We start from the raw sequence: 13,521 nt of genomic DNA, 5'->3' as shown, positions 1-13,521 counted from the left end.
TAGATATCTTTACGTCAATTCTGATAAAAGTCCTTAAATAGCTTTGGGATTGGATTTCAATCGAGGAAGTTCAATCTCAAAGCACGCAGACAGCATACTATAGAATATCGTTCGCATAATTGAAAAATATTTTGCTACCATATATTCACATTCATTTTGTTGTTATTGATTATAGTTAATTTCAATCTAAAATTATGGTATACATTATTTAAAATGATGGGGATTTACCCATGAGAAAATTACTAACATTTTTTTCCGTACTTTTTCTATACATATCCAACAGCGCTCAAGCGTGCCCATTTCATGAGCCAGAAGCCACTGAATGTATGGCTCAATGTGATGTGAAATGTCATCATAACAAGTGGTCAATATGCTTTTGGTGGTGCGGACTAGGCAACCCCTCGCCCCAAAACACATCATTATCAGGCCAAAAATACGAAACAAAGAATACTATCGATTTTTTAAGAAGACCAAACTTTACTTCTATAAAATGGCAACCCGATTTGGGTTAGGTGTTATTGACCAAGAATATGTTGGTGTATTGCTGTCGCCAGCAAAAAACCTCAGAAATGAGAAAGCGCCGGGCAAGACCCGGCGCTTTTCATTTAGCCCGTGAAGAGATCAGACGATCAGCCCTTCGGCGCGCAAGGTCTTCCAGAGTTCATCCGGAATAGCCTGTTCGAACCATGTCACATTGGCGCGGATCTGGTCCGGCGTGCGAGCGCCGACGAGAATGCAGCTAACCGCCGGATGCATCATCGGGAACTGAACGGCGGCGGCAGCCAAAGGCACGTTAAAGCCGTCGCAGATATCGTGCAGCCGTTCGGTGCGGGCGATGATTTCGGCAGGCGCATCGGCATAGTTGAACTTCTGCTGTCCGCCGCGTGGCGACGCCAGAATGCCTGAGTTGAACACACCGGCCACGACCAGCGCCATGCCGCGCTTTTGCACCAGCGGCAGAAATTCCTTTTCCGCATCCTGATCCAGCAGCGAATAACGTCCGGCCAGAAGCGAGCAATCAAGGTCGGCTTCGTCCAGCGCATCGCGAATGGCTTGCCATTCATTGACGCCGAGGCCGAAGCCCTTGATGTTGCCCGCATCGCGCAGTTCGGTCAGCGCGCGAAAGCCGCCGCCCTTGGTCAGCGCGCCCCAATGGTGTTCGTGCAGATCGCCATGGGTGACGCGACCGATATCGTGGACATAGAGCAGATCGATATCGGGATAGCCGAGCCGCTGCTGGCTGTCGTCGAAACTGCGCATGATGCCGTCATAGCTGTAATCGAAGACTTCCTGAAACTTGAGCCCGTTGCACCAGCCGGAATCGAATTCGTTCTTCGGCGGCGCTGGCGGCAGTTTGCGCCCGGCCCGCTCGGTGGTCATCAGGCGGCCAACCTTGGTGGAAATGACGAAAGGCTCGTTCGTTTCCCGGAGCATATCACCCAGAAGATGCTCGCTGCGGGTATAGCCATACATCGGCGCGGTATCGAAGTAGCGGATGCCGCTATCCCAACCTGCTTGCAACAGCGCTGCCGCATCTGCACGCGAGACGGGCTCGTAAAGCCCGCCCAGCGGCGCCGTTCCCAGACCAAGCGCCGTGACTGACAGGCCGGTGCGGCCCAGCACCCGCCGTTCGGTGGCCTTGAATCCCATGAAATCCTCACTTCCTCACACCGCGCATGACCGGCGGCGTTCTCCCATTCGCAGAACTGATAGCGCACATCTCGAACCGGGCGAAACACCCCTCCGACGAAATGTGCGTGAAACAAATAGCGAGGAAGCACGCATCAACGCAATCGGAAACATGCACATGCGAAAAACGCATTCGCACACGAATAGAGGGCGCTTGACAGGTTCCAACTTTGCCTCTTATTACTAAGATGTCAGACCAATTATAAACCAAAAAGGGAACGGGTCTGACGACACGTCCACGATCCAGCAAAAGCGTCACATGCTTTGCTGTCAACGTGGAATTGGTGCTTCGAGGCGAGTCTTTGGTCGCTTCTTAGTGTCTGAAGCAAAAAGGCGGCAGGCCGCGACGAAAATGGTGATTTCGAGAACCGGAGCGGAGCGTACATTGGGTACGTGAGCACCGGAAGCCTCGCATAATCCCGAAGAGTTGCAGACTTTTCGGATCAGATTATGCGAATGCAAATCTCAAATTGCCATTTGCAGACCGGCATGGCGACTTTTGGATCAGGCACTCGGACACAACATTGGGAGAGCTGCCGAATGACAACCCGGTTGGGAACCGCGTAATGCAGGACAGCAAGTTTCAGCTGTCGCCGCTTCCGCCGATAGATCGTGCGCGGCAGGTCACGGAAGCGTTGGCCACCTATATTCAGGCGGCGAATGTGCAGGCGGGTGATCGCCTTCCCGCCGAACGCGAACTCATGACAGCGCTGGCCGTGGGACGTTCGACAATCCGTGAGGCAATCCGGCATTTTCAGGCGCTCGGCGTCATCGAAACGCGCAAGGGCAGCGGCACCTATCTCCTGAAACCCGTATCTGCGGCGACCATCCATATGCCGCTTTCCTTCGATCCCGCGCGGCTTCGCGACGGCCTGTTGCAGACGCTGGAGGTGCGCCGCGGCATCGAAACGGAAGCCAGCATGGTGGCGGCCCGCAAGCGCACGGCCGAAGACCTCGTCATCATCGAGGAAAAGCTCAACGAGATGGAACGCGTGCATCTCGCCAAGGGAACGTCCGGGCCGGAAGATCTTGCCTTCCACCTTGCCATTTACGACGCCACCCAGAACCCGATTTTCCGGCAATTGCTCGAACAGATGCGCGATGCGTTCTTCCGCTTCTGGGACGAGCCGTTCGACCGATCCGATTTCGCGCGGCGGACCTTTCCGTTCCACCGCACGCTCTTCAACGCCATCGTGGCTCAGGACCCTGAGACTGCGCGGCTGGAAACGCTCAAGATTCTCGACATCGTCGAGGAAGATATCAAGGAAATGTCCAAATGACTGACGGGATGGACCCGCTGGATTTCGCCGCACTGACGGTTGCCCATGATGAAAGCAATGCTTTCGATGCCGTGGTTCCGCCCATCGTGCAGACATCGCTCTTCACCTTCCCAAGCTATGACGACATGGTCGCTTCCTATCGCGGCGAGAAAGTGCGCCCGATCTATACGCGCGGCCTCAACCCGACCGTGCGCGCCTTTGAAGACATGCTGGCCAAGCTGGAAGGCGGTGAAGACGCGCTGGGCTTTGCAAGCGGTATGGCGGCGATTTCGGCAAGCGTGCTGGCATTCGTGCAGCCCGGCGACCGCATCGTTGCGGTACGCCATGTCTATCCCGACGCTTTCCGCCTGTTCGGCACGATCCTGAAGCGCATGCGCATCGAGGTTGAGTATGTCGACGGGCGTGACGAGGAAGCCGTCGCCCGCGCACTGCCGGGTGCCAAGCTTTTCTACATGGAAAGCCCGACAAGCTGGGTCATGGAAGCGCATGATGTCGGCGCGCTGGCCGCCATCGCCAAACGCTTTGGCGTCATCACCATCATCGACAATAGCTGGGCCACGCCGATCTTCCAGCGTCCGCTGTCGCTGGGCGTCGATCTCGTGGTGCATTCGGCATCGAAATATCTCGGCGGTCACAGCGATGTCGTTGCCGGTGTCGTGACGGGCTCAAAGGTGCTGGTCGATATGATCCGCGCCGAAACCTATCCCTATCTCGGCGGTAAGCTGTCGCCGTTCGATGCCTGGCTGCTGGTGCGCGGCATGCGCACATTGCCAACCCGCATGAAGGCGCACGAGGCCTCGGCGCTCGAAATCGCCAAGCGCCTGCAAGCGCTCGACGCGGTGGAAACCGTCTGCCATCCGGCGCTCGCCAACCGTCTGCCGGCCGGGCTGAACGGCACGTCCGGCCTGTTCTCGGTGATCTTCCGCGAACACGTCAATGTCCGCACGCTCTGCGACAAGCTGGAGCTGTTCAAGCTCGGCGTGAGCTGGGGCGGCCATGAAAGCCTGATCGTACCGGGCGAAGTGGTGCTGCAACAAAGGGCGCAACCGAACTCCGCGCATACATTCGGCATCGATCCGCTCTCCGTCCGCCTGCATGTCGGACTGGAAGGAACCGGGGCCCTGTGGAGAGACCTCGAAACGGCGATTGCCGCCGCCACTGCATAAAAAAACAAAGACCTTTCAACAGTCGTGAGGAAACAAAGGGGAACGACATGAAAAGACTGATCGCAACTGCATTTGCCGCCATGCTGATGAGCGGCACCGCCATGGCCGATACGACCCTGAAGCTGGTGGAAGTCATCACCAGCCCGGAACGCACCGAAACGCTGAAATCCATCGTCGCCAAGTTCGAAGCGGCCAATCCCGGCACCAAGGTGGAGATCATCTCGTTGCCATGGGGTGAATCCTTCCAGAAATTCGCAACCATGGTGTCGTCGGGTGAAATTCCCGATGTGATGGAAATGCCGGATACCTGGGTGTCGCTCTATGCCAATAACGGCATGCTGGAAAGTCTGGAGCCTTATCTGAAGGAATGGCAGACCACGCCAGACCTGACGGAGCGCGCGCTGGAACTGGGCCGCAGCGTCCAGAACACGGCCTATATGCTGCCTTACGGCTTCTATCTGAACGCCATGTTCTACAACAAGAAGCTGCTGTCGGAAGCCGGTGTTTCGGAACCGCCGAAGACCATGGACGAATTTGTCGAGGCTTCGAAGAAGATTGCCGCCCTGCCCGGCAAATCGGGCTACTGTCTGCGCGGCGGAGCGGGCGGCCTCAACAGCTGGGTGATCTTCGGCGCATCCATGGCTGGCTCCAACAAGTTCTTCAATGAAGACGGCACTTCGACCATGAACAGCGATGGCTGGAAGAAGGGCATTGCCTGGGTGGTCGATCTCTACAAGAACGGCCTCGCACCGAAGGACAGCGTCAATTGGGGCTTCAACGAAACCGTCGCCGGTTTCTACAGCGGCACCTGCGCCTTTCTCAATCAGGATCCGGATGCGCTTATCGCCGTTGCAGAACGCATGAAGCCGGAAGATTTCGGCGTCACTGTCATGCCAAAGGGTCCGGACGGCAAGACCTTCCCGACTATCGGCTTCGCCGGCTGGTCGATGATGAGCGCCAGCAAAAACAAGGATCTTGCCTGGAAGCTGATCTCCACGCTGGAAGGCCCGGAAGGCAATATTGAATGGAACAAGCGCGTCGGCACCCTGCCGGTGCTGAAATCTGCGCAGGACGATCCGTTCTACAAGACACCGCAGTTCAAGGGCTGGTTCGATGAGCTTGCCGACGCGAATGTGGTTCCGACCGTGATGCCGACCTATCTGGAAGAATTCGCTTACTTCAAGGATTCGCTCGTCATCACCACCTCGCAGCAGGCGCTGCTGGGCGAAATTACGCCGGATCAGCTGGCCGACCAATGGGCTGAATATCTGACCAAGGCGCAGCAGAAGTTCCTCGCCAACAAGAAGTAACATCCCTACGGGCGCGGTCTGCCTGATCGCCAGAAGCGCCGCGCCCGTTCCATTTGCAATTGCAGCCGCATGACTGCGGTTCCCACGATTGATCGGGAAAGCGAGTGATGAACACCACTATCCCCCAGCAGGATCGGCGCAGCCTCCTGCAACGTTTTGCCCATGCATCCGAGCCCTATCTCTACAGCGCGCCTGCGCTGATCCTGATCGGCGCGATCATGCTGGTTCCGCTGGTGCTCGGCATTTCCTATGCCTTTCGCGATATCCAGCTGCTGAAGCCATTTTCGGGCGGCTTTGTCGGGCTGGAGCATTTCAGCACGCTTGCAACCGACCAGAACTTCTATCGCGCCCTGAAAAACACCCTCTGGTGGACCGGCGGCTCGGTGTTTCTGCAATTCGTCTTCGGGCTCATTCTCGCATTGCTGCTGGACAAGCCTTTTGCCGGACGTGGCATTGCACAGGCGCTCGTCTTCCTGCCCTGGGCCGTGCCGACGTTCCTCTCCGGCCTCAACTGGGCCTGGCTGTTCAATCCGGTCATCGGGCCGCTGCCGCACTGGCTCTATGCGCTGGGCCTTCTGGATGCGCCGAACAACATCCTGTCCGATCCCAATCTTGCCATGTGGGGCATCATCACCGCAGGCGTCTGGTGGGGCATTCCCTTCTTCGCCATAACCATGCTGGCGGCACTCCAAGCCATCCCGCGCGATCTTTACGAGGCTGCATCCATAGACGGCGCGGGCCCGCTCCAGCGCTTTCTCTCGATCACCCTGCCCTATCTCGCCCCGACCATGGCCATCACCATTTTGCTGCGCACCGTGTGGATCGCCAACAGCGCCGACCTCATCGTCGTCATGACCGGCGGCGGTCCCGCCGACCGCACGCAGATCGTGGCAAGTTATATCTTCACACAGGCCTTCAAGCGGCTCGACTTCGGCTACGCTTCCGCCATCGCGCTGGTGCTGCTTCTTCTCCTGCTGGTCTATTCGATGCTGATCGTGCTCCTGCGCCAGACATTGCTGAACAAGGACTGAGATCATGACCGCTCGCAAACTTCTCCTCACCGGAGCGCATCGCGGCGCGATCCTCCTCTATATTCTGTTCGCGCTGTTCCCGCTGTTCTGGCTTCTGAAAGTCTCGGTTACACCCAATGACTTGCTCTATAGCGAAGGTGTGCGGCTATGGCCGTCGCACACCACGTTCGAGCATTTCAGCCATGTGCTGTCGCACAGCGCCTTTCCGCTGTTCTTCCGCAACAGCCTGATCGTCTCCGGCGCAACTGCGGTGATCGTCACGCTTCTCGCATCGCTGGCCGGTTATGCGCTGTCGCGCTTCACCTTCAAGGGCAAATACTGGATCGTTGCGCTGATGCTTCTGACCCAGATGTTCCCGCTGGTGATGCTGATTGCGCCGATTTACAAGATCATGGCCCCACTCGGCCTCACCAACAGCCTGTTCGGACTGATCATCGTCTATTCGGCGTTCAACGTGCCCTTCGCGACCTTCCTGATGCAGTCGTTCTTCGACGGCATTCCGAAAGACCTCGAAGAAGCGGCCAAGATAGACGGCGCGACGCAGTTCATGGCGTTCCGCCAGATCATCCTGCCGCTGACCTTGCCGGGCATCGCCGCCACGCTGGGCTTTGTCTTCACCGCCGCATGGAGCGAACTGCTCTTCGCGCTGATGCTTATCTCCGGCAATGACGCAGCAACTTTCCCGGTCGGCCTCCTGACCTTCGTGTCGAAATTCTCCGTCGATTTCGGACAGATGATGGCGGCGGGCGTTCTCGCGCTTATCCCGGCATGCATCTTCTTCTTCCTCATCCAACGCTATCTCGTGCAGGGCTTGACCGCCGGCGCGGTCAAAGGCTGAAAGGACCCTTCCCCATGGCTTCCATCGACATTCAGTCTGTCCGCAAGAGCTACGGCGATCTGGCTGTTCTTCACGGCGTCGACCTTGAAATCAAGGACGGTGAATTCATCGTTCTGGTCGGTCCGTCCGGCTGCGGAAAATCAACCCTGCTGCGCATGATCGCAGGACTTGAGGACATATCGTCAGGGCAGGTGCAGATTGGCGGCAAACGCGTCAACGATCTTGCGCCGAAGGATCGCGACATCGCGATGGTGTTTCAGTCCTATGCGCTTTATCCGCATATGAGCGTGGCCGACAATATGAGCTACAGCCTGCGCCTGCGAAAAACACCCAAGGAAAAAATCGCCGGCGCCATCAAGGCGACGGCGGGCAAGCTCGGCCTCGATCCCTTGCTGGAACGCCGCCCCAAGGCGCTTTCGGGCGGGCAGCGCCAGCGCGTTGCCATGGGCCGCGCCATCGTACGCCAGCCCAAGGCCTTTCTCTTCGATGAACCGCTTTCCAATCTCGACGCCCGCCTGCGTGAGCAGATGCGCGCCGAAATCAAGAAGCTGCATGGCGAATTGAAGGCAACCTCGATCTACGTCACCCATGACCAGATCGAGGCCATGACGCTCGCCGACCGTATCGTCGCCATGCATGGCGGCGTGGTGCAGCAGGTTGGCTCGCCGCTCGAACTCTATGACCATCCTGCCAATCTGTTCGTGGCCGGGTTCATCGGCTCACCGGCGATGAATTTCCTTGATGTCGTCTATCTGGAAAAGGATGGCGGACCACGCCTCAAGCTTGCCGACGGAACATTGATCGCCCTGCCGCAGCCGATGGCGCTCGCCGATGGCGTCAAGGCGACACTCGGCATTCGTCCGGAACACGTCGCGCTGGAAAAGGAAGGTTCGCTGACGACGCATGTGGATCTCGTGGAGCCGACGGGCTTCGGCATCATCCTGCATCTCAGCCTGCACGGCCTGCCGTTCAAGGTCTTCACGCTCGACCGCGATGCGTTGCGGGCGGAAGGGTCGGTGCATGTGAGCTTTCCGGCCCAGCATCTGCATCTGTTCGACAAGGATGGCAATCGCGTCGACGCGCGCAAGACCCAGTAGTTTAGAGCATTTCCAGCAAAAGTGCGTAGCGCCTACGCGGGAAAATCAGTTCACTGGACTGATTTCTGATCCCGCTTCGATGCGTAGGATAATGTGTAAAAACAAATAGATAGAGCGATTCCACGATTCCGTTTTAACCGGATCAGCTCTAGGCGAAACGCGCCTGAATGCTCTGCGACAGCAGGGCGACCGGGCGCGTCTGGTCGCCGGGCGGGTTCCAGAGCAGCTCCTCGATCTCGCTGGAAGCCACCGGCACCTGACCGTCTTTCAGGGTCAGATGGAAAAGCTCCGCTTCCACAGTTGAGTCCACCTCATTGGCGGCTGGCGCTGACATCTTCGCCGCATAGCGCAACTGGCTGGCGTCGATATGGATGCCAAGCTCTTCCTCGATCTCGCGGATCAGCGCGATTTCGGGCTGTTCACCCGCATCGATCTTGCCGCCGGGCTGGAAGAAGATGGTGCTGCCGCGCTTACGCACGAGCAGGAAGCGGCCTGCCTCGTCGCGGATGATGGCTGCTGAAATACGAATCGTTTTCATGATGCGGCAGGTTCGTCCCGCGGGCGAATTCCGTCAAGGATGATGGCGCTGACGGCGGCCGCCGTTTCGTCATAAAAGCCGGGCTTCTGGGTGCGGTCTTCCAGTATTGCGGAAATCTGCACCGAGAAATCTGAATAATGCTGTGTCACCGCCCAGATCGTGAAAATCAGGTGGTAAGGGTCGACAGGCACGATGCGCTTTTCCGCGATCCAGCGATGAATGACAGCCGCCTTTTCATCGACGAGCTGCTTCAGATGCCCCTTCAGAAAATCGGAAATGGCTGGTGCGCCGTGCAGGATTTCATTGGCGAACAACCGCGAAGCCTCTGGCTTTTTGGCTGAAATTTCCAGCTTTACCGCGATATAGCGGCGCAATTCATCGAGCGGATCGCCTTCCGGATCAATATTCTCGAAGGGCTCAAGCCATGTGGCAAGTGTGTCTTCCAGAACAGTCACATAGATGTTCTGCTTGCGCGGAAAATAATAGAGGAGATTGGGCTTCGACATGCCCGCCTTCTCGGCGATCTGGTCGATGGTCGAGCCGCGAAATCCGTAGTTTGAAAACACTTCCAGCGCCGCATCGAGAATGAGCCGGCGATTGATGGCCTGAATGCGCGTCGCGCCTTCCGTCTTCTCATGCGCAGCCGGATCGGCATGCGTGGGGGATGAGGCAGATGGGGGTGCGGAAGGGGCTGTGGCCATTTGACACCTTTCGGCAGTGTAGAATTTTTCAAAAGCGCTTGACCGTCTTCGAACGCTCTTCTAGCCTGCATTTTGACCAACTAGTCAAGTTTTTGCAATTCAGGCAAGAATATTGTGGCCAAAGAGCCGGGTCGCGGGAACATTTTAAGCGGGTGGATACGAGCCGGAACCAGAATTGGCGCGGTATCCAACGCATCCATACAATGAGGAGGTCGAGTGCATGGTGCTCACCAGTAATCTCAGAGTCAATGGCGACCGCCTGTGGGACAGCCTGATGGATATGGCCAAAATTGGCCCGGGCCTGCGCGGCGGTAATAATCGCCAGACGCTGACCGATGAAGACGGCGAAGGTCGCAAGCTTTTCCAGTCATGGTGTGAAAAGGCCGGACTGTCGATGACCGTCGACACCATGGGCAACATGTTTTTCCTTCGCCCCGGCGAAGATGCCGATGCCGACCCTGTCTATATGGGCAGCCATCTCGACACGCAGCCGACCGGCGGCAAATATGACGGCGTTCTGGGTGTGTTGGGCGGCCTCGAAGTCATGCGCACGCTGAACGACATGAATATCCGCACCAAGCGCCCGATCGTGGTCACCAACTGGACCAATGAGGAAGGCACCCGCTTCGCACCCGCCATGCTGGCTTCGGGCGTGTTCGCAGGCGTGCTGGATCAGGACTGGGCCTATGCGCGCACCGACGCCAAGGGCAAGAAGTTCATCGATGAGCTGGAGCGCATCGGCTGGAAAGGCGACGAGCCTGTGGGCCAGCGGAAAATTCACGCCATGTTCGAACTGCATATCGAACAGGGGCCGATCCTCGAAGCTGAAAACAAGGATATCGGCGTCGTCAGCCACGGTCAGGGCCTGTGGTGGCTGCAAGTGACGCTGACCGGCAAGGAAGCGCATACCGGCTCCACCCCGATGAAGATGCGCAAGAATGCCAGCCTCGGCCTCGGCAAGATGCTGCAACTCGTCAACGAAATCGCCATGGCGCATCAGCCGGATGCGGTTGGCGGCGTCGGCCATATCGACGTCTCGCCCAATTCGCGCAATGTCCTGCCGGGCACGGTCGTGTTCACGGTGGATTTCCGCTCACCCAATCAGGCTGTGCTCGACGGCATGAAGGCGCGTTTCGAAAAAGAAGCGCCGAAGATTGCCGAGGAACTGGGCATCGGCATCGAGATCGAAGTGGCTGGCCATTTCGATCCTGTCACCTTCGACAAGGGCTGCGTGGAAGCTATCCGCGATGCCGCCGAGCGGCTTGGCTACAGCCATCGCGATCTTGTTTCCGGTGCTGGCCACGATGCCTGCTGGGTCAATCGCGTTGCCCCGACGGCAATGGTCATGTGCCCCTGCGTCGACGGTTTGAGCCACAATGAAGATGAGGAAATTTCGAAGGACTGGGCGTCGGCTGGGACCGACGTGCTTCTGCATGCCGTATTGGAGACTGCTGAAATTGTAAGCTGATTTCACTGCCATCCAATACGGCTTCTGTTTCGCAACAAAACCAAAAAGGGGAACGAACAGTGGCCAGTAAAGTGATCAAGGGCGGCACAGTCATCACTGCCGACCGCACCTTTAAAGCCGACGTTCTCATCGAAGGCGAGAAGATTGCTGCCGTTGGCGACAATCTGACCGGCGATGAAATTATCGACGCGACCGGCTGTTATATCATGCCCGGCGGTATCGATCCGCATACCCATCTGCAAATGCCCTTCATGGGCACCTATTCGTCCGACGATTTCGACACCGGCACGGCGGCAGCGCTTGCCGGCGGCACGACCATGGTCGTCGATTTCGTGTTGCCGGATTCCGAGGGCAATCTGCTCGACGCGCTTCAGGAATGGTTCCAGAAGGCGGGCAAGGCGCGCACCGATTATTCGTTCCACATGGCCATCACCGGCTGGAACGAGCGCACCTTCAACGAGATGGCCGAAGTGGTGAAGCGCGGCATCAACACCTTCAAGCATTTCATGGCCTATAAGGGCGCGCTGATGGTGAATGACGACGAGATGTTCGCCTCGTTCCAGCGCTGCGCGGAACTGGGCGCCATGCCGCTCGTTCATGCCGAAAACGGCGATGTCGTCGCCCATTTGCAAGCCAAGCTGATGGCCGAAGGCAATAATGGACCGGAAGCCCATGCCTATTCGCGCCCGCCGGAAGTCGAAGGCGAAGCCACCAACCGCGCCATCATGATCGCCGATCAGGCAGGCGTGCCGCTTTATGTGGTGCATGTTTCCTGCGAGCAGAGCCATGAAGCGATCCGCCGCGCCCGGCAGAAGGGCATGCGCGTTTTCGGCGAGCCGCTGATCCAGCACCTGACGCTGGACGAAAGCGAATATCATAACAAGGACTGGGATTATGCGGCGCGCCGCGTGATGTCGCCGCCTTTCCGCGACAAGGTCAATCAGGACAGCCTGTGGGCAGGCCTTGCAGCTGGCAGCCTGCAATGTGTCGCGACCGACCATTGCGCCTTCACGACCGAGCAGAAGCGCTATGGCATCGACAATTTCGTCAAGATCCCGAACGGCACCGGCGGCCTTGAAGAACGCCTTCCGGTCTTGTGGTCGCGCGGAGTTCGCACCGGTCGCCTGACGCCGAACGAATTTGTTGCGGTGACGTCGACCAACATTGCGAAGATCCTCAACATCTATCCGCAAAAAGGCGCAGTTCTGCCGGGAGCCGATGCCGATCTGGTCATCTGGGATCCGGAAGCCACCAAGAAGATTTCGGCCAAGACTCAGCACTCTTCCATCGATTACAATGTGTTCGAAGGTTTCGAGCTGAAGGGCCTGCCGGTCGTGACGCTCTCTCGCGGTCGCGTTGCCTTCAACAAGGGCAAGGTTACGGCCGAGCCGGGCGACGGTCGCTTCATCGAACGCGAGCCGAACGGTGCCGTGAACAAGGCATTGTCGCAGTGGAAGGAAATCGTTGCTCCCCGTAAGGTGGAACGCAGCGCAGAACATATGCCGATAGGAGTCTGACACATGGCTCTAGCTCAGCTTCGGGAACCGCGCATGAATGTGAATGACAGCATGGCCCCGGAGAGGGGCTTGGAGACTGCGCAGACCGTGATCGACATCAAGGATCTGTCATTGGTTTTCGAGACCAATGACGGGCCGGTCCATGCACTGTCCAATATCAACCTCGCGATCCAGCGTGGCGAGTTCGTTTCCTTTATCGGCCCTTCGGGTTGCGGCAAGACCACGCTGATGCGTGCGGTCGCCGATCTCGAACAGCCGACCTCCGGCTCGGTCACGGTCAACGGCAAGACGCCCGAAAAGGCACGACTTGACCGGTCCTATGGCTATGTGTTTCAGGCAGCCGCCTTGTTTCCATGGCGCACGATCGAGGACAATATCAGCCTGCCGCTGGAAATCATGGGCTACTCCCGGGCGGAGCGTCAGGAGCGGATCGAGAAGAATCTCGCGCTCGTCAATCTGACCGGCTTTGGCAAAAAGTTTCCATGGCAGCTTTCCGGCGGCATGCAGCAGCGCGCTTCCATTGCACGTGCGCTGTCGTTTGACCCCGACATGTTGCTGATGGACGAACCCTTCGGCGCGCTTGATGAAATCGTGCGCGACCACCTCAATGAACAGCTTCTGAAACTCTGGGCTGCGACGCGCAAGACCGTGATCTTCGTCACCCATTCGATCCCGGAAGCCGTATTTCTTTCCACCAAGATCGTTGTGATGAGCCCGCGTCCGGGCCGCATTCATGAAATCATCGATTGCGATCTTGGACCTGACCGGACGCTGGATATTCGTGAATCGGAAGCTTTCCTGAAAATCGCCCATCGCGTGCGCGAAGGCCTGCGGCTGGGGCATATTCATGAATAAAGCGCGCGGCCTAGACGTTGTTGTAGGAGGC

Annotated in this window: 12 protein-coding genes; 9 read left to right on the top strand and 3 right to left on the bottom strand. The window is 57.9% G+C overall.

Features of this window, described 5'->3' with window-relative positions; translation table 11 throughout:
- Window positions 1–621: 621 nt before the first annotated feature.
- Window positions 622–1,650, bottom strand: coding sequence for an aldo/keto reductase (locus tag QBD01_RS02990; RefSeq protein WP_280991541.1), 1,029 nt, complete (start codon window positions 1,648–1,650; stop codon window positions 622–624).
- Window positions 1,651–2,255: 605 nt separating this feature from the next.
- Here QBD01_RS02990 and QBD01_RS02985 point away from each other — a divergent pair.
- The 6 genes from QBD01_RS02985 (at window position 2,256) to QBD01_RS02960 (ending at window position 8,411) form a co-directional block, all read left to right on the top strand.
- Complete coding sequence (locus QBD01_RS02985) at window positions 2,256–2,969, top strand: FadR/GntR family transcriptional regulator (protein ID WP_280991540.1); 714 nt, start codon at window positions 2,256–2,258, stop codon at window positions 2,967–2,969.
- Complete coding sequence (locus QBD01_RS02980) at window positions 2,966–4,135, top strand: PLP-dependent transferase (protein ID WP_280991539.1); 1,170 nt, start codon at window positions 2,966–2,968, stop codon at window positions 4,133–4,135. The genes QBD01_RS02985 and QBD01_RS02980 overlap by 4 nt, the downstream gene beginning before the upstream one ends.
- A 47-nt stretch (window positions 4,136–4,182) precedes the next feature.
- Complete coding sequence (locus QBD01_RS02975; protein ID WP_280991538.1) at window positions 4,183–5,445, top strand: sugar ABC transporter substrate-binding protein; 1,263 nt, start codon at window positions 4,183–4,185, stop codon at window positions 5,443–5,445.
- Between the two features lie 107 nt (window positions 5,446–5,552).
- Window positions 5,553–6,476, top strand: a complete 924-nt coding sequence (locus tag QBD01_RS02970; protein WP_182519273.1) for a carbohydrate ABC transporter permease — start codon at window positions 5,553–5,555, stop codon at window positions 6,474–6,476.
- Between the two features lie 4 nt (window positions 6,477–6,480).
- Window positions 6,481–7,314, top strand: a complete 834-nt coding sequence (locus QBD01_RS02965; protein WP_280991537.1) for a carbohydrate ABC transporter permease — start codon at window positions 6,481–6,483, stop codon at window positions 7,312–7,314.
- A 14-nt stretch (window positions 7,315–7,328) separates the two neighbouring features.
- Window positions 7,329–8,411, top strand: coding sequence for a sn-glycerol-3-phosphate ABC transporter ATP-binding protein UgpC (locus tag QBD01_RS02960; RefSeq protein WP_280991536.1), 1,083 nt, complete (start codon window positions 7,329–7,331; stop codon window positions 8,409–8,411).
- A gap of 148 nt (window positions 8,412–8,559) precedes the next feature.
- Here QBD01_RS02960 and QBD01_RS02955 read toward each other — a convergent pair whose 3' ends face one another.
- A complete protein-coding gene (locus tag QBD01_RS02955; protein WP_182519270.1) occupies window positions 8,560–8,949 on the bottom strand; it encodes an NUDIX domain-containing protein in 390 nt (129 codons plus the stop codon).
- Window positions 8,946–9,650: a TetR family transcriptional regulator C-terminal domain-containing protein gene (locus tag QBD01_RS02950; RefSeq protein ID WP_280991535.1), complete on the bottom strand. Its 705-nt coding sequence runs from the start codon at window positions 9,648–9,650 to the stop codon at window positions 8,946–8,948. The genes QBD01_RS02955 and QBD01_RS02950 overlap by 4 nt, the downstream gene beginning before the upstream one ends.
- 220 nt (window positions 9,651–9,870) lie before the next feature.
- Between QBD01_RS02950 and QBD01_RS02945 the strand changes: the two genes are divergently transcribed.
- From QBD01_RS02945 to QBD01_RS02935, 3 genes are read left to right on the top strand one after another with little or no spacing between them, the layout of a single operon-like run.
- Entirely contained in the window at window positions 9,871–11,118 is a 1,248-nt protein-coding gene (locus QBD01_RS02945; RefSeq protein ID WP_280991534.1) for a Zn-dependent hydrolase, read from the top strand.
- Between the two features lie 59 nt (window positions 11,119–11,177).
- Window positions 11,178–12,635: a dihydropyrimidinase gene (gene hydA / locus QBD01_RS02940; protein ID WP_280991533.1), complete on the top strand. Its 1,458-nt coding sequence runs from the start codon at window positions 11,178–11,180 to the stop codon at window positions 12,633–12,635.
- 3 nt (window positions 12,636–12,638) lie between these two features.
- The gene (locus QBD01_RS02935; RefSeq protein ID WP_392391304.1) at window positions 12,639–13,490 is read left to right on the top strand and encodes an ABC transporter ATP-binding protein; all 852 of its coding nucleotides are present in this window, start codon (window positions 12,639–12,641) and stop codon (window positions 13,488–13,490) included.
- Window positions 13,491–13,521 lie beyond the last annotated feature (31 nt).

It is taken from the genome of Ochrobactrum sp. 19YEA23, assembly GCF_029909865.1.
Classification (GTDB): Bacteria; Pseudomonadota; Alphaproteobacteria; order Rhizobiales; family Rhizobiaceae; genus Brucella; species Brucella gambitense.
This window is presented reverse-complemented; position numbering and strand designations above follow the sequence as displayed.